20 protein-coding genes are annotated in these 25,287 nt (G+C 55.9%); 8 read left to right on the top strand and 12 right to left on the bottom strand.

Going from position 1 to position 25,287, the window contains the following annotated elements; translation table 11 throughout:
* Positions 1-7 precede the first annotated feature (7 nt).
* From GN111_RS21935 to GN111_RS21980, 10 genes are all read right to left on the bottom strand, one after another.
* Positions 8-823: an ABC transporter permease gene (locus GN111_RS21935; protein ID WP_155305806.1), complete on the bottom strand. Its 816-nt coding sequence runs from the start codon at positions 821-823 to the stop codon at positions 8-10.
* Positions 824-828: 5 nt separating this feature from the next.
* Positions 829-1,776, bottom strand: coding sequence for an ABC transporter permease (locus GN111_RS21940; protein WP_155305807.1), 948 nt, complete (start codon positions 1,774-1,776; stop codon positions 829-831).
* A 19-nt stretch (positions 1,777-1,795) separates the two neighbouring features.
* Positions 1,796-3,301 (bottom strand): ABC transporter substrate-binding protein, encoded by a 1,506-nt coding sequence (locus GN111_RS21945; protein WP_155305808.1) that lies wholly within the window; start codon positions 3,299-3,301, stop codon positions 1,796-1,798.
* 47 nt (positions 3,302-3,348) lie between these two features.
* Complete coding sequence (locus tag GN111_RS21950) at positions 3,349-4,353, bottom strand: P1 family peptidase (protein WP_155305809.1); 1,005 nt, start codon at positions 4,351-4,353, stop codon at positions 3,349-3,351.
* Positions 4,354-4,355: 2 nt separating this feature from the next.
* Positions 4,356-4,718: a winged helix-turn-helix domain-containing protein gene (locus GN111_RS21955; RefSeq protein WP_155305810.1), complete on the bottom strand. Its 363-nt coding sequence runs from the start codon at positions 4,716-4,718 to the stop codon at positions 4,356-4,358.
* An 87-nt stretch (positions 4,719-4,805) separates the two neighbouring features.
* Complete coding sequence (locus tag GN111_RS21960) at positions 4,806-5,405, bottom strand: alpha/beta hydrolase (RefSeq protein ID WP_155305811.1); 600 nt, start codon at positions 5,403-5,405, stop codon at positions 4,806-4,808.
* Between the two features lie 105 nt (positions 5,406-5,510).
* Positions 5,511-7,796, bottom strand: a complete 2,286-nt coding sequence (locus GN111_RS21965; RefSeq protein ID WP_155305812.1) for a serine protein kinase PrkA — start codon at positions 7,794-7,796, stop codon at positions 5,511-5,513.
* Between the two features lie 15 nt (positions 7,797-7,811).
* Positions 7,812-9,464: a SpoVR family protein gene (locus tag GN111_RS21970; protein ID WP_155305813.1), complete on the bottom strand. Its 1,653-nt coding sequence runs from the start codon at positions 9,462-9,464 to the stop codon at positions 7,812-7,814.
* A 24-nt stretch (positions 9,465-9,488) separates the two neighbouring features.
* Positions 9,489-10,883, bottom strand: a complete 1,395-nt coding sequence (locus tag GN111_RS21975) for a DUF444 family protein (protein WP_155305814.1) — start codon at positions 10,881-10,883, stop codon at positions 9,489-9,491.
* 387 nt (positions 10,884-11,270) lie between these two features.
* On the bottom strand, positions 11,271-13,331 hold the full coding sequence (locus GN111_RS21980; protein WP_155305815.1) for a serine protein kinase PrkA: 2,061 nt from the start codon (positions 13,329-13,331) through the stop codon (positions 11,271-11,273).
* A 452-nt stretch (positions 13,332-13,783) separates the two neighbouring features.
* On the opposite strand from GN111_RS21980, the gene GN111_RS21985 reads away from it, so the two are divergent.
* The 8 genes from GN111_RS21985 to GN111_RS22020 all read left to right on the top strand — a co-directional run bounded on the left by GN111_RS21985 (position 13,784) and on the right by GN111_RS22020 (position 22,292).
* Positions 13,784-14,488, top strand: coding sequence for a GntR family transcriptional regulator (locus tag GN111_RS21985; RefSeq protein WP_155305816.1), 705 nt, complete (start codon positions 13,784-13,786; stop codon positions 14,486-14,488).
* The gene (locus GN111_RS21990; RefSeq protein ID WP_155305817.1) at positions 14,485-16,107 is read left to right on the top strand and encodes a glycerol-3-phosphate dehydrogenase/oxidase; all 1,623 of its coding nucleotides are present in this window, start codon (positions 14,485-14,487) and stop codon (positions 16,105-16,107) included. Before GN111_RS21985 ends, GN111_RS21990 begins: the two co-directional genes overlap by 4 nt.
* Positions 16,108-16,111: 4 nt before the next feature.
* A complete protein-coding gene (locus GN111_RS21995) occupies positions 16,112-17,671 on the top strand; it encodes an FGGY-family carbohydrate kinase (RefSeq protein WP_155305818.1) in 1,560 nt (519 codons plus the stop codon).
* Between the two features lie 299 nt (positions 17,672-17,970).
* Positions 17,971-19,671 carry a DNA repair protein RecN gene (gene recN / locus GN111_RS22000; RefSeq protein ID WP_155305819.1) on the top strand — a complete coding sequence of 567 codons (1,701 nt, stop codon included), beginning with the start codon at positions 17,971-17,973 and terminating at the stop codon, positions 19,669-19,671.
* A 219-nt stretch (positions 19,672-19,890) separates the two neighbouring features.
* Entirely contained in the window at positions 19,891-20,142 is a 252-nt protein-coding gene (locus GN111_RS22005; protein ID WP_155305820.1) for an FmdB family zinc ribbon protein, read from the top strand.
* Positions 20,143-20,153: 11 nt separating this feature from the next.
* On the top strand, positions 20,154-20,591 hold the full coding sequence (locus tag GN111_RS22010; RefSeq protein ID WP_231715524.1) for an SH3 domain-containing protein: 438 nt from the start codon (positions 20,154-20,156) through the stop codon (positions 20,589-20,591).
* Positions 20,592-20,616: 25 nt separating this feature from the next.
* Positions 20,617-21,606 carry an adenosine kinase gene (locus GN111_RS22015; RefSeq protein WP_231715525.1) on the top strand — a complete coding sequence of 330 codons (990 nt, stop codon included), beginning with the start codon at positions 20,617-20,619 and terminating at the stop codon, positions 21,604-21,606.
* Positions 21,606-22,292 (top strand): tetratricopeptide repeat protein, encoded by a 687-nt coding sequence (locus GN111_RS22020; RefSeq protein WP_155305822.1) that lies wholly within the window; start codon positions 21,606-21,608, stop codon positions 22,290-22,292. Before GN111_RS22015 ends, GN111_RS22020 begins: the two co-directional genes overlap by 1 nt.
* Before the next feature lie 100 nt (positions 22,293-22,392).
* Here GN111_RS22020 and GN111_RS22025 read toward each other — a convergent pair whose 3' ends face one another.
* Together GN111_RS22025 and GN111_RS22030 are read right to left on the bottom strand one after the other, a co-directional pair.
* A complete protein-coding gene (locus GN111_RS22025) occupies positions 22,393-23,778 on the bottom strand; it encodes a sigma-54-dependent transcriptional regulator (RefSeq protein WP_155305823.1) in 1,386 nt (461 codons plus the stop codon).
* 8 nt (positions 23,779-23,786) lie between these two features.
* Positions 23,787-25,202, bottom strand: coding sequence for a sensor histidine kinase (locus GN111_RS22030; protein WP_155305824.1), 1,416 nt, complete (start codon positions 25,200-25,202; stop codon positions 23,787-23,789).
* Between the last annotated feature and the right edge of the window lie 85 nt (positions 25,203-25,287).

The following is a 25,287-nucleotide window of genomic DNA, read 5'->3' on the forward strand; positions in this document are numbered from 1 at the left end:
GTTTAAATTATCTCAACCTGGGATCCAGGATGTCCCGCAGCCCGTCTCCCAGCAAATTGAAGCCCAGCACAGCCCAGGCAATGGCCAGACCGGGAAACAGCGCCATCCAGGGCGCCAGTTCCATGAAGGTCTGAGCCTCGTTCAGCATCCGGCCCCAGGATGGGTGCGGCGGCTGGGTGCCCAGACCCAGATAGCTCAAACCGGCTTCGGCCAGAATCGCCACGGCGAATTGCACCGTGGCCTGGACGATCAATGGAGAGAGAATGTTGGGCAGCACATGGCGGCGCACAATTGCCGCCTCTCCCTGTCCGGCAATCCGTGCTGCGGCAATGTAGTCCAGCTCTTTGACCGTCAGGGCACTGGCCCGGGCGAGCCGGGCGAACACCGGGATATAGAAGATGCCGATGGCCAGCATGGCGTTGATCACCGACGGCCCCAGTATCGCGGTGATCAGGATGGCCGACAGCACGGCCGGAAAACTGAAGAGCAGGTCCGAAACGCGCATGACGGCCTCGTCGACCAAACGGTGTCCCCAGGCGGCGGCCAGCCCCAACAAAACGCCTGCGCTCATGCCGATGGCCACGGTCATCAGCCCAACGATGATAGAGTTCACCGCTCCGGCCATGACCCGGGAAAGCATGTCCCGACCATACTGGTCCGTTCCAAGCGGATGGGCCGGGGAAGGGGCTTCCAGCCGGTGGCGGGCGTCCATGACCGTCGGTTCGTACGGTGTCCAGAACAGACTGATCGCCGCCATGCAGACGACGACGGTGCAAAGGCCCAGCCCCAGAGAGAAGTTCAGGTTGCGAAAGCAGCGCCCCATGGCCGTTATCTTTCCAGCCGGATGCGTGGATCCACACCGGCATAGGAGAGATCCACGAGAAAGTTGACGATGACCACACCAGCCGCCATGAAGACCACCACGTCCCGCACCACGGGCAGGTCCCGCTGGCCGATGGCCTGGAACACCAGCCGGCCCAGGCCCGGCAGGGTAAACACATTTTCGATGATGATGGCGCCGGCCAGAAGCTGCCCCATCTGCAGGCCGAAAATGGTCAATACCGGAATCAGGGCGTTTTTCAAGGCATGGCCGTAGACAACGGTTCGCTCCCTGAGCCCCTTGGCCCGGGCGGTGCGTACGTAATCCTCACGCAGCACTTCCAGCATGGAGGAACGGATCAAACGCGCCAGGATGGCCGCCCGGATCAAACCCAGGGCCAGGGCCGGCAGGAAAAGGGCTTTCAACGATCCCCAGAAATTCTCGCTCCACCCGGGAAAGCCACCGGCGGAGAAGATCCCCCAGTGGACGGAAAAGAGCAGCATCAGCAAAATTCCCAGCCAGAATTCGGGAATCGCAAGACCCAACTGGGTGCCGACCATTACGGCGGCATCCTGGGGCCGATTCTGATGGCGGGCGGCGAAGATGCCCAGGGGCAGGGCCAGGACCGCGGCAATGCCCATGGCCATGAAGGCCAACGGGGCGGTCACCGCCAGGCGGGATCCGATCAGGGCCGCCACCGGAACATCGTAGGTGATGGAGTGCCCGCCGCTTCCCCTGATCAGGCTGCCCAGCCACTGGCCGTACTGGACCAGAAAGGGCTGGTCCAGTCCCAACCGGGTGCGCAGGGCTGCCAGGGTTTCGGGCGAGGCGTTGATCCCCAGGATGATCTGGGCCGGGTCGCCGGGCAGGACGAACAGCACCGAGAATACGACCAGGGAAACCAGAACGAGCAGGATCAAAAGGGACGTCGTTTTTTTGACCAGATAGCCGATCATGGGTTTCCGCTTGCCGGAATCACGGCTGCCACCAGACGGCTGTACAGTCCAGGGCGATGGTGGGATAGTTCTCCCACCAGCCCATGATACCGGCCTTCATTGCCGGTAGATTGGGGGCGGAAAAGAGAAATCCGTTGACCGCGTCATCGGCTATGATCTCCTGGCAGCGGCCGAACCACTCGGCTTTCTGCGCTTCGTTGGGAGCCTGCAGGGCCTTTTTGTAGGCATCGCGAAAAACCTGCGAGTCGTACTGAAAGTAATAGTCCGGTTTGGCGTAGATGCCGATATCCCAGGCTTCCACGTGGCCGATCATGGTGAGCTGATATTCTTTGTTTTTAAAAACACGGTCGATCCACTGCCCCCACTCCACGATTTCGATGGTCAGATCGATGCCCACCTTGGCCAGCATATCAGCGATCACTTCTCCGGCCCGTTTGGAGTAAGAGTAGATGGCGGGCAGCTTGATGGTGGCCGCAAAGCCGTCCGGATAGCCGGCCTCGGCCAGAAGGGCTTTGGCCTTGTCCGGATCGTAGGGAAAGCGGTCCGTGAGATCTTTGTAGTAGGGGGTGGAGGGCGACCAGTGGGAGCCGATGGGGGTGCCGTAGCCGAACATCACCAGATCGACGACCGCCTGGCGGTCGATGGCGTGGGCCATGGCCCGGCGAACCAGCAGGTTGTCGAAGGGAGCGGCCCGGTTGTTGGTGGACATGATCACTTCGCCGGTAGTCGTCCCGGCGTAGACCTTGAAGCGCGGGTCCTTTTCCAGCAGCATGGCCGATTCGGGGGCTAGTATATAACCTATTACATCGATATCGCCGGCCTTGAGGGCGGCAACCTGGGCGGCCGGGTCGCTGATGAAGCGGAAGACGACCCGGTCCAGATAGGGCAGGAAAGGATTCCAGTAGTCATCATAGCGGGCCATTTCGACCCGGTCGCCCCGCACCCATTTGACGAATCGAAACGGCCCGGTGCCGATGGGATTGGATTTGGCTTCTTCGTAGCCTTTGGTGGGAAGCATGACCGCATCGCCCTCGGCCATATGAGCGATGAAAAGGGCATCCACGGCTTTGAGCCGCAGGATCAGGGTGTGGCTGTCCGGCATTTCGATGGCCTCGATGCCGTCGAAATACTCGGGATGGGGATTGCCGTTTTTCGGATCGGCGGCCCGCTCCAGATTCCATTTGGCCACCTGGGCGTCGAAGGCTTCCCCATTGTGAAAACGGACCCCTTTGCGCAGGTGGAAGGTGTAAACCCGGCCGTCGGCGGACACATTCCATCCATTGGCCAGGCCGGGCAGAAAATTGCCGTTGCTGTCGACCTTCACCAGGCCCTCGTAGATGTTGGCGTACACCACCCGGTCAATGGCCGCTTCCGTACCGGCCGTGGGGTCCAGTCCCGGCGGTTCGGCCGGCTGGCAAACCGTCAGAGACCCGCCCCGGACAGGCGTCTGGGCGTTGGCAGGGGGCATCCACAGGACCAATGAGGAGAGGAACAGTAGAAAAAAGAACCGGCCGGTAGTGCTCATTTTTACTCCTTTCTGCACGGATATGGGGGTAAAACGAAAAGGAGCCGTCAGCGGCGATCGAGATCGCGATAGGCGGTCATGCCGTAAGCGCTTTCGGCATCCAGAATCGCATGGATGATTGCCCGGGCCAGGCAATCGGCGGCGGCATGGCCCAGTTCGTTGATGGCCGGGGCCAGCGGTGCCGCAAAAAAACCGTCTGTTTCCGGAAGGGGCTGCCTGCCGGTGGAGAGGCAAAAAACGATGTCGCCGTCGAACATGGTATGGGCGGGACGGATAGCTCGGGCCATCCCGTCGTGGGCCATCATGGCGATTTTTTTTGCCTGGGCCTTGTTCAAGACGGCACCGGTGGCGACCACGGCCAGGGTGGTGTTCTGTCCCGGCTTACCCGGTGATGGACCGGGAAGGGCAACCGGTTGGCGCAGGCGACCGCCGAATTCTTCATCCATTTCCAGCCGGGCTTCCCAGAAGATGCCCGTAGACGGATTGATGGTGGAACCCAAACTGTTGACTGCTGCAAGGGCGGCGACGGTGACGCCGGTTTCCAGCACCACGCTGGCGGTGCCCAGACCGCCTTTGATACCGCCGGCCATGGCACCCGTTCCGGCACCCACACAGCCGGTCTGCACCAGTCCTGAATCGGCGGCCCGGCAGGCCGCCTGGCCCCACTCGCCGTCCACCGATGGTCTGAAATCCGAACCGCGTCCCAGATCGAACAGAACGGCTGCCGGTACAATGGGGGCGACGTGGTCGTCATCCAGGGCAAATCCCATCTTCCGGGGTTCGAGGTGCCGCACCACGCCGTCGGCCGCAGCAAGACCGAAAACCGATCCGCCCGACAGGCAGACGGCGTTGACTTTTTCAACCAGGTTTTCCGGGGCCAGCAGATCGGTTTCCCGGGTGCCCGGGGCGGCCCCGCGAACATCGACGCCGCCGATGGCTCCGTCGGGGCAAAGGACGACCGTGGTGCCGGAAGCGGCTTGCGTATCGGTGTAGCTCCCCACCCGGATGCCGGGAACATCGGTCAGCCCGTTGTGTTTACCGGTTGCTGGCATGGCTACTTCGGATCGAGGAAGCCGGATTCGAAAAGCTCGTCGGCCTGGGTGTCGATGACCCGGGAAAGAGAGAGGTATCGGTCCATGAGAATGTGGGCATAGGGGGTCAGGGTGGAGCCGCCTCCGCTGCTGCCACCCTGACTCTTGACCAGCAGCGGTTTGCCCAGGGCCTCTTCGGTGACTTTGATCTTGCCCCAGACCGCCCGGTAGCTCATTTTAAGCGCCTTGGCCGCAGCGTTAAGAGAGCCGCATGCTTCAACGGCTTCCAGGATTCGCATCCTGCCGAGGCCAAAAATGATGCGGCCTTTACTGTCCTCCAGCCAGACTTTGGATTTGACGTGGACCGTTCCGGTTTTTGCAGCCATTGCACCTCCTGTCAGCCGGGGAAATATTCCATGTAACGCCAGTAAGATAACAGGCACGGAAGCAGGCGGCAAGGAAAAATCCGCTTTTTAGGATACGAGCAAGAGTCGGGTCACGTCATCCAGGTAGGCAAAGTAAAAGTGATCGGCACCTTCGATGATTTCCATTTCGGCGCCCCGGTTCCAGTTTACCAGCAGGGGCCGGATCAGGTAGGGCGGTGCAAATTCGTCCTGGCTGCCGGCCACGACTTTCGTAAGGCCCGGCAGGCGGATTCCGTCCGCAAAGTCGATGAAGGCCACCGGCGGGGCCACCATGGTCATCCCGTCGACCGCCAGTCCGTTTTGCACGGCCATGGCATTGACCCAGGCACCGAAGGAATATCCGGATAGATGGATGCTCTCAACACCCTCGCTTTTAAGATAGGCAACGGCAGCGGCGACATCCTCTCGCTCCCCGATCCCGTTGTCGTGTGTTCCGGCGCTGTTTCCGGTGCCCCTGAGATTGAAGCGCAGGGTGGAAAAACCGGCCTTGCGGTAAGCGGTTTCGATGGCCTCGACCACCGGATTGAACATATCGCCGCCGTACAGCGGGTGGGGGTGGGTGATGACGGCGCCTTTTTGAGGCGTTCCGACATCCAACAGGCCCTCCAAATTACCGCATGCTGACGCAAAAGTAATTTTTTCCGCCATGGATATGACCTTCCTCAGGTTTATAAATTCTTCGTAGGCAAATTGCGGCGGCCGGCGAAGCGGCTGCCGATATTCGTGAAATAATGCAAGCAGAAGCAATGATCGTCAAGGGTTGGTAAATCTCCTGGCCAGATCGTTGTCGATCACGTAAATGCAGATGGCTTGGGCACCCTGTTCCGTGTACCGATACCGTTTCATTAAATTGGCGATCAAAAAGGACACGTCTTCCCGGATTTTTTTGTCGTAGGTTTTAAAATCCTCACCGGCATAGTCCTTGATCGCTCTTCGAAAGTTTTCGTTTTCGAGAAAAGGATCCAAAACTTTTTCCTTGAGGTTGAACTCGTAGCGGTCTTTCAAGGATCGGAAAAGTCGCGTTTCCGTCGGTGGCTTTTCGGCGACCATGATTTCCTGGGTCAGGGTGCGCGAGGTATACTCTTTCTGGGTATCTTTTCTAAGATTGAGCAACTTGATTTTTTCGACCTTTTCTCCAAGCATGCGCCGTTCGAAACTGTCCAGCATCTCCTCGGTGATGTGGAGCTGATCGCCGGTAAAGCGACAGGTTTCCGTCGAACCGGGTTCGAAATTGACGGCGAACATGTAGTTCAGAATCTCCCGGTGAATCTGTTCTTCGTTGTAGTAGTAGAGCGACTCTTTGACTTCCTGGAGAATGGTGAAATCGTACAGGGTCAAAAGCGAATCCAGCAGTCCATCCGGAATCGAGGCCTTCAACTCCTTTTGTCCGTGGAAGAACTTGCAAAGCATGGCCATATCGATCAATTCGCCCGACTTGGCGTATGTGGCGTAGAAGGTGTTGAAGATTTTGATGGAATCCCTACCGGATATGCCCTGGCGACCTTCGCTTGTCGATTCCCCGATGATGCGCCGCCGCCGCTTGGCGGTCAGGGCCTTGCGGTCTTCTTCCGACAGCCACTCCGGGATGTGGCCGGTGTAGATCTCCATCTTTAGCAGTTGAAGGTTTTTATCGCAGTACCGGCGGTATTTCTCGGGCTCCGGAATCCATTCCAGCATGGCCTCGGATCGCAGGCTCAACCGCGACGAAATGATGACCCGGGCAAAGTTGTGCAACACGCGCGGCAAAAAGCTTTCATCAATGTGTGCACCGAATACATCGCGGTAAATTTCGACTTCCGTATTCAGGTCGAGGACATAAGGGATGGTGATGTAGACGATACGGTCGGAAAAGGACTGAAAATCCTTGATGTTCTTCTTGTCTTCCGGATTCATTACGGCCAGGAACAGGGAATTGACGCTCTCTTCGATGTCCTCCACCTTGTGCAGGCCTTCGCTGATGACGTTGTGCAGTTCGATGAGCCGTTCGATGTTGTGGGATTTGATATCCATCAGGGCGTAGATGCCGTTGTTGGTTCTGGCGAAAGGGGAGTGGATGTAGCGGACCTGGTTGCTGTCCGAAAAGAGCTGGTTGATCATGCGCTGGAGAATTTCATTGGTCTGGATTACCTGTTTGATGGGCCGGTCTCCCGGAGAAAAGACGCTGATGCCCCGACCCAACCGGCGATTGAAGTGATATGGGACAGCGTAAACCATTTCGAAGACTTTTGCCGGACTTTTCAGCCGGGTGATCAGGGCGTCGTAAATGGACGTGCAAATCGTGCACGGAAGATCGTGGAAGATCCATTCGTAGGCCTTGTCGGTAAAAAGAGTGTATTTGAAGGCGTTGTTGTCGAACAATTCGTCCAGAAATCGTCTTCTCTGGGCCTTGGGGATCATCAACAGCGGATTGTCGTGGCAGGGGCATGGCACTTCCACATATGGGCTGTTGGCCTTGTGCTTGGCCATGGCCCGCACGATATCGAACTGCCGCTTTTCGGAACGGCTGGTTTGCAGCAGGCTTTCCAGAATGGAAGCCGTTTCGCTGCCATCTTCTTGGGGTAACTGACTCCGATCCAGCCGCCACACCGTTTCGTAGCGCGTTCCCGCTTCCATATTGGCATATTCTTCGAAACGTTTGAGCAGATTGTTCAAAAAGGTGCTTTTGCCGCAACCGTGGGGGCCGTCGAAGATGTAGATCTTGTTCTGCTGGGCGCCCGCCCGCAAGGCGTCCACATGGTTGACCAGCCGATTGGCAAAGAGCCGGTCGGCGAAAAAGGGGTGGTCGGCATCCTTTACGAACAGCTCGCTGCAGTCGTAGCTGACGTATTGAATGGATTCCGGATCATTGGGGTACTCATCGACCCCCTCGCCCACATATTCCTTGAACAGGTCGTGAAAGACCTGAAACACATTGCGAATGGTGGCGACAGGGTTTTCGTGAACCAGGTGGAGGAACGCCTCGAAGGAGATGGGCTCGCGATGGTTGGTTTCGTCGCTTCCCGTGTCGATGTGTCGCATGGCGTTGGATATGTTGTCCATGGCGGCCTCATAGAGCTATAGAACTGTTTTGCTGAACTTGCGGTCTTTCATGGTATAGCGAACCCGCTGCCATTTGATCTCCCGGGGTTTTTCCGCCTCGGTCTGCGGTGCAGGCATCCCGGGAATGACGGGCAGGGTCTGGGAACGCGGCGTCGGGACCACTTCCATGGTTTCCAGTTCTACCAGACCGCCCCAAAGATATTCGATCCCCAGCATGGTGTTGGAGATGTATTCGGTGAGCAAAGGCTTGCCTTCGAAGCGGTGGTTCAGATAGATGCCGTTGTCCCCGGTTTTTTCCGGGTCGATTTCGATGCACGGTGGATGGTACATGGTGTCCATGAGCATCTTTCTGTAATCGTCGGCGTTGCGGCTTTTGACATAGTATTCCCAAACCATTTTTTTCTGGTTCAGGCGCCGGCCGGCAACAAAAAGCTTGTTGGCCGTAACGAAATCCTGGTTCACGAAGCTGTTGACAAAGGTGAAGTCCGAGAAATTCTCGCGAACGTCGAAAATAAACGTCTTGCCGCGGCCGGTTTTGGCATCGAAGTTTTTGCGCTTCCCGGCGTGGACCAAATGTTGGTATTCCCAGGAAATGCGCCCCTTTTCCGCCATTTCCTCCAAAAAGTAGAACAACCGCATGCCCAGGGCGTAGGGGTTCAGCCCTACACGGGGCATGGCCGTCACCCCGGCGTTGACCCTGGCAAAATCGATCTCGTGTCCCTGGATGCGATCGTCCTGCATATACAGGGTTTCATGCCAGTAGGACGCCCATCCTTCGTTCATGATTTTGGTACGGATCTGGGGTTGAAAAAACAGCGCCGTTTTGCGGACGATCTGCATCACCATCAACATCCACCGGTTTTCTTCGCGGCGGAGTTTCTTGGAATGCTCCATGATGAATTCCAAAAGATCCCGAGGTTTGTTTTTCTTCGTTTCCTGATATTTCTTGAACAGATTGCCGAACTCGGGACGCCTGCGGTCTATTCTTGAAAAAAAGGTCTGCTCGCCCAGCAGCGGATCTTCACGAATACAGGCATTGTACTCCTCCAATGCCTTGATGTATTTGCCAGTATTGACTCGAACAATGTCCTGCAGATAGACATCGAAATAGTAATTCACCTTCTCGGAAATATCGGCATCCGGAACGGAAAAGAGTGAAGACAACAGTCCGTGATAGCCGACGAGATTGTCGATTCCGCGGGTGAATTCAATCACGTAATCCACCCAGCGTCCCTGTTCGGTGCGCAGCCGGGCAATGGTGCGTTTGTCTGAAAGCGCTTCGCCGTTGAAATCGTAGTCCCAGGTGTGCCGAAAGTAGAGGTTGTTCTGGAAAAAATCGATATGGGCCAACACGTGATAGAAGATCATCACATTGAGCCAGTCCGGATTGTTGTCGTTGTAAAAAGAGATCGCCGGGCGGGTGTTGATCACCGTTTCGTAAGGGTTGCTGGGGTAGAGTTCATACTTGCCCTTTTCTTTGAGCACCTCCACATCCTGGACCCAGTAGTCATAAAGGGTCGGAATCATCATTTTGGGGGAAAGCTCGATCAGGTCCCGGTTGGTGACGATGTATTCCAGGCTCTCCTCTTCAAAGCGCAGTCCTGCGTCATGGGCCCGCAGCTTGCAGCCCTCCATGATGGTTTTGGTGTGCTGGTCGATCAGTTCCATAGGCAATCCGCTTTAATGGGGCCTTCAGGAGATCAGCCGTTTGATCCCCTCGATCAGCCGTGGTTCGTCCGCGCTTTCATGGAGTACGTCCAGGCGAATGAGATTGGTGTGCTTTTCTAGCAATTGGGACTTTTTCAGGTAGCGCTCCACCTCCGTCCGGTTCTCGGGACCACCTCCGTGTTCGACCACGGTCACCCCGATGCGGCTGGCAACCTTCATCATTTCACGCAGGGCTGGAATGGCTTTTTTGCCTTCCGTGTCCCAGTCGTCTCCATCGGTGCCGTGAAACACGTAGATGTTGTAATCCGCCGCCAGATTTTCCTCTTTCACGATCTGGTTGACCTTCTCGTAGGCGGAAAACACCTGGGTGCCTCCGGCGACCTTGGAGTTGTAGTAAGTATAAAAATCCTCGACTTCCTTGGCCTGGGTGTCATGAAGGATAAATCGGGATTCCACCTGATTGGCGTATTGGTACAGCAGCCAACTGTAGATGAGCACGTGCTGGGTTACCACCAGTTCGGTTGCTTTTCCGGCCATGGATCCGGAATAATCCCTGAGAAAAAAGACCACCGCCTGGGATTCGAAATCCTTTTCCTTGGAAAGGATGCGGTAAATCCTGTCCCGGGGAGAAATGATGAGCTGCGATGGATCGATATCCTCCACATCCGGGAGATTTCCCAGATGAATGTTGGTCTCGATGATTTCCCGTAAGGTGGCTTTTTTGTCCAGTACCTGGCCGAAGCCACGGTTGCGGTCGGTCATGTCGTACGTGTACCGGGTCAAAGAGCGCTTTTTGCCCTTGTCTTTCAGATTGGGCAGTTCGAACTGCTCGGTGAGAATCCTGCCCAGATCGTAGGCCGAGGACTCCATTTCATGCTGGCCGCCATCGCCTTCGCCGGGTCCCCCGGCGCCGGCCTGATCGGGATCGCGGACCGGCTGTTCGCCGATCACTTCGCCTTCTTCGCCATCTCCGCTGCCGCCCTGTCCCTGGCCTTCTTCCTGGGCGGTGAAGCGGGGATCGTGGATGAATTTTTCTTCCACTGTGGTGGGCACTACCACCACCTTGCCCTTGCCCGCCCTGCCGGGTTTGATCATTTTGCCGACCCGGATTTTGCGGGGAAAGCCGTCTTTTTCCCGCTGGCGGTCTTTTTCGAGTAATTCGTCGATGGAGCGGATATGGCTGACGTAGGATCCCCGGGGTTGGGCCATGGCCTGCAGGAACATCAGGTCGTTGTATCCGTACAGATTAATCAGTTGGATCTCGCCTTTGTCGGTGCGCACCAAAGCCATGTCGCCCGGGACCGCGGGCATCTCGTGCGTGCGTTCGTCGTTGAGTTCCAGGAGAATTTTTTCCTCCTGTTCGGCGGTCAAGCCGGCTTCGCGAAGCTTGGCATAAATTTCTTTGAGTGCAGTTTTCATAAATTTACAAACTTCATTGATATTGGCTTGATTACTGTTTTACTTTTCTTTCTTTTGAGATAAACATGCCCGCCAGAAAAGTAAAAAGGTATTTCAATGGTTCATGCATTTTGTCAAAAGGCTGCCAATCCTGATTGAAACACCCACAAAACAAACAAAGAATCAGTACAAAACAAGCTGTAAAAGTTATTGTGTTTTTGACCAAATTTTTACCTCAATAAATGATACTTGTTGGGTTTTACATATGTTCGTCCACAAATGGTAGATTTCGGTTCAGGACAAGGCCGCAACGAGGTCGAAACCGAAAGCGTAGCAGCGCTACGTTGAGGATTTCGCCCGAGTGAGAACGCCGGCCTGGGCCGAAAGATGCCGTTTGTGGCGAACATTTTAGTTTTCGTCCTCCTGTGTACAAAAGTACTCGATCGTCTTCTGCGCACACGTCCTGCAATACCCCAGCTTGTTGAGCATGGTATCCACCATGCGGTCGTAGAGCTTCTGGTTTTCCTCGTTGGTGCGGTTGGCCAGGGCGCCGATGAGGCTGCCGGCGCCGGCGATGTCCGATTTCAGACGGACATCGGTGACCGCCTTGACCAGTTCCAGGTTGTCCATGAAGTCATAGTCCGGGTTCACGGAGATCTTCTGCCCGTAAATTTTGCGGATGGAAGTGCGGAAGGTCTCGGTTTGTTCGGATGTTTTCAATCCCAGGCGCTCCTCGACGCTTTTGATGTAGCGTTCGTCGATTTTCAGGGCCCGCAGCTCGCCGGTCTGGGGGTCCTTGTATTTCCACATCTTGTCCGGGCCCAGGTCCTCGGCATCGATGCCGATGATCATGTTGACATAGTTCATCACGTCCTTGCGGATGGCCAGCGGTTCATCCATGTACGCATTGAACATCTCAGTCATGATGCGTTCCCGGTAAAGACCTTTGGCCGTCTTGAGATCCTCCAGATATTTGGCCCGGTCATTGGCCTCGGTGACGTAATCCAGAACGATACGTTCCAGGGCCTTGAAGATGTCATGGGCGAACATGCATTTGCCTTCATTGGTCTCCGAGCTTTCGATGAGCAACTGGATGGCCCGACCCAGGTTGCGCTGCCCCAATCCTTTCTGGCCGAAGCGCTTGGTGATGTCCGGGTCCTGGTTGAGGGTGTCGATGACTTCCGCCAGGGTCTTGATGCTCTTTTCTCCGGCCACTTCACCGGCGGCCAGCTTCATGGTTTCAATGGGTGTGAGCTTTTCCGATCGGGCCAGGCGGGTGAGCACCACGGCCACGGAGACGGCATAGTTGAGGTTGGGGTCCTGGTGCAGGTACTCCCGGGTCAAGGTGGTGCGGGTTTCGCTGCCGATGGCATAATTGGTCAGGTCTTTCTGCAGTTTATAGTTGGTGTTGTGGGAAACATAGCAGATGCGGCAGCGGTCGACGATGGGAGCTTCCTCCTTTTCAGCCAGGAACCGATTGAATTCGGAATTGTTGCTGGTGGCGATGATCAGGGTGTCGATGGGCCACTTGTAGCCGTCGATCTCTATATTTCGGTTCTGGATGACACCCAGATAGACCTGAACCAGGTCTTTCTTGTTCTTGAAGATCTCGTCGGCGAAATGCACACCGCCGCCGGCCACCCGTGCCAGGGCGCCGCGGCGCAGATCGAAGCGATAGGGGTTGTTGGTGTCCGCAATGTGCAGCAGCCGCTGGATGGATTCCTCGCCCAGAAGATCTACTGCCGATGACGTGATTTTGTCTTTGGCCGGATACTTGCCGGTGACGGTGCCCAGGCTTTCGGTCATGGGGACCGGAATGATCTCGACAAACTCGAGCATTGCCGCCAGGTCGCCGCCGGTATAATTACGGATGTCGTTCCAGATGAAAGCGCTGCAGGCCCCCAGGGGGCGGTAGTCCACCCAGAGGTTTTCGATTTCGTTGTCGGAGAAGCCGATATCGCGGGCCAAAAAGGACCGACAGGCGTCCGGGTCGTCATCGATGTTCATCCCCAGGATCATGGGGTCCTCGTAAGACTGGGATTCGATGGTGACGATTCTTCCATACCCGCCGAGTTTGTCCAGGCCGATAAACCGAAAGGAGTACTTGCGGTTGTCTTCCTGGGATAGAAATTTTCTGTAATGGCTGCAGATATACTCCACCAGAAAGGTTTTTCCGTTGCCCGGTTCGCCTACCAGCACAAAGGCCATCTCCTTGGAGGAACCGTTTTCCGCGGCATCCTTGACGTAGGAAACGAAACTGTTGATTTCGTCATACATCCCGATGATATGTTTTTTACCGGTTCGGAACAGGCTGAAGTCGTAGGTGGTTTTGCCGTTGACGACCACCTTTTGGATCTCGCTTTCCAGAATCATGCGGGCCACACCCTGAAAGGCGTTTTCAAAACAGCGTTTTCCCTCCTTGACTTCGAGCAGGTGCCGATGGAGCGCCGAAGTGTTCTTGTTTCCCATGATATCCCCCTAATAGTTGTATAACGGGTGCAGCGGATGGCGGAACGGCTTCATGCTGAATCGAAAAGCAATGGAATCGGCAGCAATGAAAGGTGAGCTCTCGATAGTTGAGCAAACGCAACTTGAGGATTAGAACGAGAATTCCATTGCCATAATTTGAGTATAGCACCCTGCCACCAAACTGCAACCGGTAAAACTTAGGACTTGCCGACAGGCGCAGAACCCGTATTGACAGGACATAAACAAAACTGGTATGACCTCTTACCAGTTGGCCAAGTACGCCTATTCATAAAGATGATGGTATTCGATTGCCGCTGCACCCCGGCTCGCGGCGTTACTCGGCACGTAAACAGGCTTTGGCTGTTCACGCTTCTTGCGCCTTGCGATCCGGGCGCAGCAACAATCTCGGTACATCACCTCATTTATGAACAGGTGTACCAAGGAGATTTTCCATGAAACCGACATCGTCTTCACCGCCGATCCGGCCCGCTCAGCGGGCAGAGCACAAGATCGTCACCGGCATCCTGGACGGCACCTTTGCACCCGGCAGCGTTCTTCCAAGCGAACGGCAGTTGGCGGAGATCTTGTGCGTTGCCCGGCCGCCGCTGCGCGAAACTCTCCAGCGGCTGGCCGCGCAAGGCTGGCTGACCATTGCTCACGGCAAGCCCACCGTGGTCAACGACTACTGGGAAAAAGGCGGTATGGGCCTGCTCAGCACGCTGGCCAGGTATGTCGATACCTTACCGCACGGTTTCGTTGTCCACCTGTTGGAGGTCAGAAGCCGTCTGTTGCCCATTATTGCCGAGTTGGCCGTAAAACGGGCGCCGGATGCCGTCCTGGCGTTTTTGGATAAGGTCGAAAGCCTGGAAGACAACGCACCGGCTTTTGCCGTTTTCGACTGGCAGCTTCAGCTTTTCATGGCCGGCGAAACCGGCAACCCCATTTACAAACTGATGTTTAACGATTTTTCAGTAATGTTCGCCACCCTGGCCGCAGCCTACTTTTCCAGGTTCCAGGCACGCGCCGCATCACGCAGCTATTACCGGGAACTTGCGGCAGCCATACCGGTCGGTGGAAAGCGAGTAGAGGCGGTGGTGATGGCGGCTATGGAAGAAAGTGTGACCCTTTGGAAAAGAATCGGTCGGGAAGAGGGATGATCGATCTGGCCAAGAATTGGGATGTGATCGTCGTCGGCGGCGGGATCACGGGTGCCGGTATTTTCCGGGAGGCCGTGCGTGCGGGCCTGAAGACGCTGCTGCTGGAACAGCGGGATTTTGCCTGGGGGACTTCGAGTCGCTCCTCCAAGCTGGTTCATGGCGGGCTTCGCTATTTAAAAGAGGGCCGGTTTTTCCTGACCCGCGATGCGGTCCGCGAACGCGAGCGGCTGCTTGTCGAGGCCAAGGGGCTGGTGACGCCCATGGGCTTTCTGGTTCCCGTCTACAAAAATCGCGGGCCGGGCCGCTGGACCCTGGAAGCCGGACTGTCGATTTACGATTTGATTGCCAAGCGGCGACAGCACAGCTATCTGGGTGTGGACGAATTTGTTAAATTGGCACCCCATATCGACCGCAAAGAGTTGGTCGGGGGCTTTCAATTTTTCGATGCCCAGGTGGACGATGCCCGTTTGGTGCTGCGCCTGCTTTTCGAGGCGTCGGCCGACGGCGGTACGGCCATGAATTATGCCCGTGTGATCGCATTAGGGCGCGATGAAAGCGGCCATGTCAACGGCGTAACCGCCGAAGATACCCATACCCACCAAACCGTATCCCTTTCGGCCAAGGTGGTCATCAACGCCACTGGCTGTTGGGCCGAGCGGCTGCATCCCTCTCCCCAAAAGAATCTGCATCTGCGCCCCCTGCGGGGAAGCCACCTGATTTTCCCGGCCCATGTATTGCCCGTGGAACAGGCCATCAGTTATGTTCACCCGGACGACGGCCGGGCCGTTTTCATTGTTCCCTGGGAAGGGGCCGTGATCGCCGGAACCACCGATCTGGACCATGACGACAGCCTCTCTTTCGAACCGCGGATTACCGAACAGGAAGTGGCGTATCTGCTGGAGGGCCTGCAGGCCCTGTTCCCGGCCCTGGACGTGTCGGCCCGGGATTGCATCGCCACGATTGCCGGTGTCCGGCCGGTGCTCAGCGAAGGAAAACGCGATCCTTCGGAAGAGTCCCGGGAACATGTCGTCTGGGTGGACAAGGGGCTGGTGACCATTACCGGCGGAAAGCTGACCACTTTTCGTCAACTGGCGCACGATGCCCTGAAGGCCGCCAAGCCGTTTTTAGGGGCCGAGGTAACATTCGACGAAGACGCGCCGGTGTTTGCAACCATGCAGCCCCGGCCTGAATCGCCGGTTCCGGTTCCGGACGACCAATGGGCATCGCTATACGGGCGCTATGGAGATTCCGCCGCTAAAATCGTTACTCAAGCGTCGCCGGCAACTTTGGAATCGGTACCTAACACAAATACCCTGTGGGCCGAAATCGTTCATGCAGCCTCTCGGGAAAAGATTGTGCATCTATCCGATTTGCTGCTGCGGCGAGTGCGGATCGGCCTGCTGACCGACCAGGGAGGGCGTGCTCATCTGGATCGAATCCGGCACCTGTGCGCTCCGCAACTGAATTGGGACGCCGCCCGATGGCGAAAAGAAATTCGAAATTACCGTGAAGTCTGGCAATTCGCCCACGGCATGCCCGGCCGTCATGCCGTGTCCCGGGGGCGGGTGAAATCTTTTTTTTACCGGCTTGGCTCGCGTTTGCGGGAACGTATGATTTGAAACGATGACTGAAAAAGACCTTCTCCTTTCCATCGACAATGGCACCCAGAGCCTCAAGGCCCTGGTCTTCGATGCCTGCGGCAATCTGCTGGCCAAAGAACAGGTGCTGTTCACCCCCTATTTTTCGGACCGGCCCGGTTGGGCGGAGCAGGACCCCTTCGTGTTTTGGAGTGCTTTGTGCCGGGCGTGCCAAGGACTTCTTGCCGATTCGGGAATCGAAAAATCGCGGCTCGCCGGGGTTTCGGTGACCACCCAGCGGGGAACGGTGGTCAACCTGGATAAGGAAGGCCAGCCGCTCAGGCCGGCCATTTTATGGCTGGATCAACGCAAATGCCACGGTCAGCCGCCTTTGGGGGGGGCTTGGGGCCTGCTGTTCAAAGTGGCCCGCTTAACCGACACCCTGACCTATTTCCAATCCGAGGTCGAAGCATCCTGGATCGCCAGAAACCAGCCCGATGTCTGGTCCCGCACCCATAAATTCCTCCTGCTTTCAGGGTACCTCAACTATCGGCTGACCGGCCGCTATGTGGATTCCGTCGGGAGTCAGGTGGGTTATCTGCCTTTCGACTACAAGCGCCTGCGCTGGGCCCGATCCTGGGACTGGAAATGGCGCTGTGTCCCAGTGCGACCGGCGCAGCTTCCGCAACTGGTCCCGCCGGGGCAAATCTTGGGGGCGGTCAGCCGGACCGCCAGCCGGGAAACGGGAATTCCCGAGGGCCTGCCGGTGGTGGCCGCTGCAGCGGACAAGGCATGTGAAGTGATCGGTTCCGGCAGCCTCGATCCATCGGTGGGCTGTCTGAGCTACGGCACCACCGCCACGGTCAACATCACGCATCGGCGCTACATCGAGCCCATTCCGTTGCTGCCGGCCTATCCCAGCGCCATCCCCGGATTCCATGCGGTGGAGGTCCAGGTATTTCGCGGGTTCTGGATGGTCAACTGGTTCAAGGAGGAGTTCGGCCTTCCGGAACAACTGGCGGCGGAAAAAACCGGGGTTGCACCGGAAGACCTGTTCGAAAACCTGATCGAAGACGTTCCTCCCGGCTCTCTCGGTCTCATGCTCCAGCCGTTCTGGACACCCGGCATCCGAAAGCCGGGACCCGAGGCCAAAGGGGCCGTGATCGGTTTCGGCGACATTCATACCCGCGCCCACCTGTACCGCTCCATTCTGGAGGGACTGGCCTATGCCCTGCGGGAAGGCAAGGAGCGCATCGAGCAGCGCAGCAAGATACCCATTTGCAGCTTGCGTGTGTCCGGCGGCGGCAGCCAGAGCGATCTGGCCATGCAGTTGACGGCGGACGTTTTTGGCCTGCCCACCACCCGGCCCCATCTTTATGAAACGTCCGGACTGGGGGCCGCCATCGACAGCGCCGTCGGACTGGGATTGCATCCGGATTTCGAGACCGCCGTAGCCGCCATGACCCATACCGGGGATCGATTCGAGCCCGATGCTTCCAACCATAAGCTCTACGATGCGCTGTACCGCAAGGTTTACAAACGGATGTATCGCCGCCTGCAGCCGCTTTACCAGAAAATTCGTGAAATTACAGGATACCCCGAATAGCCTGCCGATGCACCGTCCCAGAATATCAGGCTTTTTACTCAAGCGCCCATGATAAAATAGTTTCCATCCGGAAATAGGAAAATTTGGTCGAGATCGAGGCGCACGACCAATTTTAGCTCGGGTTTTACCGCAGACATAGGGTTGATATTTCGAGGATAAAATTTTTCGCGCAACGAAGATGTCGGGCAAATTGGCCATTCCCGGATGAGCACTTAGAACTTGATTCCCCCGGTTGCCTTACCTATGATGGCGAGGATTCACCAAACCGTTCCAGACCCCATTGAGCGGGAACCGCCATCATGCTTAAAGAACTGCTGATCAAAAATTTTGCCATTATCGACGACCTGAGCATTCGTTTCGGGGATGGACTGACCGTGTTGAGCGGTGAAACCGGTGCCGGAAAATCGATCGTCATCAATGCGGTCAACCTGCTTTTGGGCGCCCGGGCCAGTGCTAAAATGATCCGCGACGGTTTCGAGACCGCCGAGTTGTCCGCATTTTTCGAAGTGCCGGAGAATTCTCCCGCAGCAGGCGTTATGGGTGAAAACGGCTACGCGCCCGAAGACGGCCTGATGGTGCGCCGGGTCATCTCCAGAAATGATCGCCATCGTATTTACATCAACGACCGCATGGCCACCATGCAGATGCTGGCCGCCATTACGGAGAACCTGGCCAGCATTTCCGGCCAGCACGCCAGCCAGGGACTGCTGAAAGAGGAATCCCACCTGGCTATTTTAGATCGATTCGGCGGGCTGCTGCCGCAAGTCCATCGGGTTTCGGAGCTTTACGGCGAAATGGTGCCGCTGTGCCAGTCTCTGGATGACCTGGTGGGCAGAAAAGAGAATCAGGAAAAAGAGATGGAGCTGCTGCGGTACCAGGCAGCCGAAATCGCCGACGCCGATATCGGGATCGGCGAGGACGAGTCTCTAGAAAAAGAGCGCCTGCGGCTTAAAAATGCGGTGTTTTTGCATCAGGCCGTATTTTCTGCTATCGAATCCCTTTACGGTGCTGACGGCGCCATCCTGGAGCAGCTCGGTGAAGTCCGCAAGCAGTTGGAAAAGGCCGCCGATCTGGATGAGGGGGTGGCGCCGGCAGTCCAGGGAATTGCCGACGGCCTTTTTGCCTTGGAGGACGTGACCGAAACGTTGCGTTCCTATCTGGGAACCCTGGATACCGAATCGGAAAGTCTCGACGCGGTGGAGAGCCGCCTGGATCTGATCAATCGATTGAAACGAAAATACGGTGGATCGTTGGAGGCGCTTTTCCGGAAACGGGATGCCATCGACGCTGAACTGGCGGCGATTGCCGACATCGACGGTGAAATCCAGCGGATACAGACGGCGCTGAAGGCATCCCACGACCAGTTGACCGACTGTGCCCGGAAGCTGTCATCCGAGCGCCAGAGGGTGGCCCGCCGCTTTGCCAAATCCGTCGAGAAGGAACTGGCCGGCTTGAAGATGGCCGGCACCCGTTTCGATGTCGAATTCTCCCGGACTCCCTGCGGCAGGCAAACCTCTCCCTGGCTTTGTGCCGATGGTCACCTGTTGTCGGCTGCCGGCATCGATCAGGCGGTTTTTATGATCGCCCCCAATGTGGGCGAGTCTTTGAAGCCGTTGACCGCGATTGCCTCGGGTGGGGAGCTTTCCCGGGTGGTTCTGGCGCTGAAGGCCATCCTGGCGGAAACGGATGCGGTGGGGACGGTGATTTTTGACGAGGTGGATGCGGGCATCGGCGGCGCCGTGGCCGAAACGGTGGGGAAAAAATTGAATGCCTTGGCCGACAAACACCAGTTGATCTGCATTACCCATCTTCCCCAGATCGCCCGTTTCGGCGGCCAACACTATTTTATTGAAAAAAGCGTGAAGAAGGGTCGGACGACCACCACCATCCGGCCGATGGACAAGGAAGAGCGCATCCGAGAGATTGCCCGCATGCTGGGCGGGGAGACGATTACGCCGACAGCGCTGGAGCATGCTAGGTCTATGATGACGGCGTCGTAAAAAGTCCGATATCCGCGTTACGCTTCATCCATCGTCATTGCGGATTACATCCAGGTACGCTGCCTGCGGCACCAGCGATAGCGCTATTATCGGGACTCGCAAGCCTTGATCTCGAACTTTTTACGACGCCGTCTGGAATGAGACTTGTGAGTTTGTCAATGAGGCTTGACAATACAGCCATTGTGATCAAAGTTTAGAAACTTTTATAAGGAGAAGGCAATGCCCATATACGAATTCAAATGCCAGGACTGTGATGAATATATGGAAATCCTGGTCATGAACAAGCAGGATGAAGTGGAAATGGTATGCTCGAAATGCGGCTCCGGAAATCTGGAGCGGATTCTTTCTTCCACCAATCACGCCATTGCCGGGGGTGGAGCCGGAAAGCCCGCCCAATCCGGCGTAAGCTCCCAGACCCGGACTTGCAGTTCGGGGTCATGCACCACCTACACCATTCCCGGACCGGCGTAGGGTTACCCGCAGTGAAAAAACCGTTGTTAATCGTTTTTACGTTGCTTTCGGTGCTGGCTGCGGCGAGTGTTGCGCAGGCCGAACGGATGAGCGTCAAGGCCGATATCGCCAACGTTCGTTCGGGACCGAACACCAGCGATGCGGTCATCTGGCAGGTGGAGAAGTATCATCCCCTGAACGTGGTGCGCAGCCAGGGGGACTGGTGTCTGTTCGAGGATTTCGAAGGGGATCGTGGGTGGATTCACCGCTCGTTGCTCGTCGCGACCAAAACCGTAATCGTCAAGAAAAACAAATGCAATGTCCGTTCGGGACCGGGCACCGGCAACGCAATCCTTTTTACCGTGGACAAGGGCGTTCCCTTTAAGGTGCTCGAAGAGAAAGGAAAATGGCTGCATGTAATTCACGCCGACGGCGACAAGGGGTGGATTCACCGGTCACTGCTATGGTAAAGAGCCGAACGAAAAAGGAAAAGATTTGAAATCGCAGCAGGGAAAAACACGCATCGTCGGTTTGGGTTCCGCGCTGGTGGATATTCTGGTTCACGAAAGCGATGATTTCGTTAGCCGCATCGGGTATCCCAAGGGCGGCATGACCCTGGTGGATATGGAGGAACTGGAAAGAATTCTTTCGCAGCTATCCGCAGCCCCGGTCCAGGTTCCCGGTGGCTCGGCATGCAACACGGCGGTTGGTGTCGGCTGCCTGGGAGGCCACGCCCGTTTTGTCGGTAAACGGGGCAATGACGATCCAGGGCTTTTTTTCCAGGAGGCCCTGGTGCAGCGGGGGGTGGAGCCGGTTTTGCTGCCATCTGCGTTGCCTACCGGCAGGGTACTGTCCATTATCACGCCTGACGCCCAGCGAACTATGATCACCTATCTGGGCGCGTCGGCAGATACCCGGCCCGATGAGATTATCGAAGATCATTTTGCAGGAAGCGCCGTCGTTCACGTGGAGGGGTATATGTTGTTCAACCCCGATTTGATGACGGCGTCTCTGTCTGCTGCCAAAGCGGCCGGCTCGCTGATTTCGTTGGACCTGGCCAGTTTTACCGTTGTCGAGCAGTCCCGGGATCTTTTAAATGAACTCATCGAAAAGTATGTGGATATTCTTATCGCCAACGAAGACGAGGCCCTGGCCTACACCGGCGAAGAGGACGAGTTGAAAGCGCTGGACCGATTGGCCCGGCATGTCGAGATTGCCGTACTGAAAGTCGGCGCAAGGGGCAGCTTTATTCAGGAGTCCGGCCGGGTCTACCGCATCGCTGCCCAGGGCTCCAACGGGGCCATCGACACCACCGGCGCCGGAGACCTCTGGGCATCCGGTTTCCTATACGGCATGGTAAACGGTTTCGACCATGATAAAAGTGGCCGAATTGCTTCCGCATGCGGATATGAAGTCTGTCAGGTGGTCGGTGCCGATATCTCCGCCGACGGTTGGATGCGAATCAGGAAAAAATTGGAGGGATAATGGCCAAAGTGACCGTAACACGCAAACAGTTATTGAAAGAACCGGATCAGTTTATCACTTTTTCGGGCAAGTTGATCGCTTTCGGGCGATCCCATCTGAAAACGATTCTAATCGGCGCCGGGGTTTTTCTGGCCTTGATAGTGGCTGCCGCAGTGGTTGGCCAGATTTCCAACCGTAACGAGAGCAAAGCTTCCCGGATGGTCGAACAGGCGTTGGCCAAATATTCGGCTGCTCTGCGGGATACCGATGCCAAGACGGCTTATGACCGGGCGAAAGACGATTTTGCGGAGATTTTCAATCGATACGGATCCAAAAGCGCGGCAAAAATCGCACGGATCGTATATGGCGATATCAGTTACAATGCAGGAGACGCCGAAACCGCCATTGCCATGTACTCGCAGGCCCTGGATGACTTGGGCGACGCTTCGTCACTGAAAAATATCGTGCTCAGCGGTTTGGGGCATGCCTACCTGCTCAAAGGTTCACACGCCGATGCCATTCGCTGTTTTGAACAGCTTTCCCGGGACGAGGAAATGACGATGAAACGCGGCGCGCTGTTAAACCTGGCCTGGCTTTATGACAAAGCCGGCGAAAAGGAAAAGAGCAGAGCCAGTTATGAAGCCCTTTTGGCTGATTTCCCCAACACGATGTACGGGGACCTGGTAAGAGAAAAAATCAACAGTTGACGGTAATTGACAGATAACGAAGAAGCTTACGGGGCAGACAACAAAGTGCGGCAAACGGAATCCGGCTTGCTCGGTTTCGTTTTTAGAAAAATCCGGGACTTCATCTTCCTTTTATTTTCTCCAACAATTTATATTTCTTGATTTTTTGATTCAGGCCGCTTTTGCCGATGCCCAATAGCTCCGCCGCGTGGGCCTGTACGTAATTGGCTTTTTTCAGGGCCCGGATAATCATGTTTCTTTCCACCAGGGCCAGGGTGTCGTAAAGATTGGCATCCAGGGGGATGCCGTCCATATGCAGGGTACTGTGGGCGTTGTCGACGAAGTCCTTGGGCAGATCCGAAACCTGCACGATTGCTTCGGGACTCATTACGATCGCACGCTCGATGACATTCTCCAGTTCGCGCACGTTCCCCGGCCAATCGTACTCGTAAAACAGCCGCTCCACCTCCCGGTCGATTCCGGTTACGGGTGGCTCCGTGTTGCGTTCTTCGCTGTATTTACCGATGAAGTGGCTCACCAGTGGCCGGATATCCTCCAGCCTTTCACGCAGTGGCGGAAGGGTGATGGGGACGACATTGAGCCGATAGAACAGGTCTTCCCGGAATGAACCCCTGGCCACCTCTTCCTTCAGGGATTTGTTGGTAGCTGCAATCAGGCGGATGTTTACCGATACCGGTTTGACACCGCCGACCCGTTCGATTACACGCTCCTGGAGAACACGAAGCAGTTTCACCTGCAAGTCCAAAGAAAGCTCGCCGATTTCATCCAAAAACAGGGTCCCGCTGTCCGCGATTTCAAAGCGCCCTTTTTTCATGGACACCGCACCGGTAAAGGCCCCCTTTTCATGGCCGAACAGCTCGCTTTCCAACAGGGTTTCGGTCAGGGCGGAGCAATTTACGGCCACAAAGGGTTTGTCTTTTCTGGGACTGTTGACGTGCAGAGCCCTGGCCACCAGTTCCTTTCCCGTTCCGCTGGCACCCTGGATGAGTACCGTCGCCGAGGCCGGGGCGACCTTGCGGATGACCTGGAAAACATTCCGCATGGCTTTGCTTTTCCCGATGATATTGTGAAAACTGTAGCGATCTTCCACGGCGCTTCGAAGTTCGCGGTTTTCTTTGACCACGCGGTACATGGAAACGGCCTTGTTGACATACAGGACGAGCTGTTCATTGTCGAAAGGCTTGAGAATGTAAGTGTAGGCCCCTTTCTGCATGGCCTCCACCGCTTTTTCGACAGTGCCGTGGGCGGTCATCATGATCACCGGCAGATCCGAATCCTGCTTCTTGATGCATTCGAGAAGGGCAATACCATCCATGGCGGGCATCTTCATATCGGTAAGCACCAGATCCACGTCGGACCGGGATAGAATGTCCAGCGATTCGGGACCGCTGTTGGCGGTAAGGGTTTCAAAACCGGCATCTTCGAGCACGGCCGAAAGAATCAGGGTATAGTTTTTTTCGTCGTCAACGATAAGGATGGTTTCCATTACGACCTCTATTTATCCAACGGGAATTTGACTGTAACCCGAGCGCCTTTTTCTTTACGGTTGTCAACGCGAATCTTGCCGTCATGGGATTCGATGATATTTCTGACAATGCCCAATCCCAGTCCGGTTCCTTTCTCCTTGGTGGTAAAAAAGGGGTCCCAGACTTTTTCCATGACCTGAGGCGGTACGCCGCCGCCTTCGTCTTCGATCAATACCCAAATAGCCTTGTCTTCCTTTTCGATGGTTACCTCAATGACACCACCGTCTGGCATGGCCTGCATTCCATTGATCAGCAAGTTAAGAAAAGCTTGGTAGAGCATGTCCCCGTCAGCCATGATTTCGGGAATTTCGTCAGCGAAAGCTGTTTTGATGCTGTAGCCATTCTTAATTATCTGAGGCTCGAGGAACTGGATATTTTTCGTGATTATCCGATCGATTCTGCAAGGAGTGCGGTTGGGGGGCGTGGGCCGTGCGTAGTTTAAAAAGTCCGTGATGATGTTGTTCAGCCTTCGCGCTTCGGCAACAATGATATCGGCGATGGCGTTGAGCGCATCTTCGGGATCCATCTTTTTCTTCAACAGCTCGGCCGAACTGCTGATAATGCCCAGCGGATTCCTGATCTCATGGGAAACCCCGGCAACCATTTCTCCCAACGAGGAAAGGTGTTTGGATTTGGCCAGTTGATCCTTGAGGCGCAAGCGCTCGATGGCCCGCTTTTCGATAATCCCCTCGCCTCGCTTGACCACATAAATCAAGGTCAGCAGCAAAATTCCCATCACGATGCTGATGGTGGCGATAACCAGCACCTGGTATTTGAATATTTTACGGTAATCGAGGGACAAATCCTGTCTGATTTCTATTACACCTAATACCGGTCCGGAAATTGGAGACAGCGGACGCTCTGCCCGCAGCGGCGCAAAGGTGACAATTTTGATCTCTTTGGGGATGCCCAGAAAAATCTCCCACAGCGTCCCGCTTTGAACCAGTTTGGAGGTCGATTTTCCTTCCAGTGCATTGTTGTAGGAGCTGCCGCCCAGATTCTCGACTCCCACCAGTTCCGACGAGAAACTATAGGCTATGATGTCGTTTTTGCTATAGATATTGACCATTTCGACATTGAAGCTGTGCAGTGTGCTGCGAACGACACTGTCCATCCGCTCAAACTGCTCCTGATTCCTCAATTCAATTTTCCCATATTTCAGTCCCACGGGCAGGATAAACTGTAAAAAGACCTGGTGGTTCAGGTTTTCGATGAGCAGCAGCGCGTATTCCTCGCTTTTCTGGTATTGCATTGCGCGTACCCAGTGGGTGTTGAGCACGGAAAGGATGATGGTGCCGATGAAAATGACGATCAGACTGGTAAAAGTAAAGTATTTTACCAATCGAAACGGTTTGGCCCGCTCTGCTGGTTTTAGATTTTTCATAATGGGATTAAAGTTTACGATATCTATGCCGATTTGTAAAAATATCAAATGCTGACAATGCCATGGCATATAAAAAAACTCGAAT

Origin of the sequence: Desulfosarcina widdelii (assembly GCF_009688965.1) — a bacterium.
In the GTDB taxonomy this organism is placed as follows: domain Bacteria; phylum Desulfobacterota; class Desulfobacteria; order Desulfobacterales; family Desulfosarcinaceae; genus Desulfosarcina; species Desulfosarcina widdelii.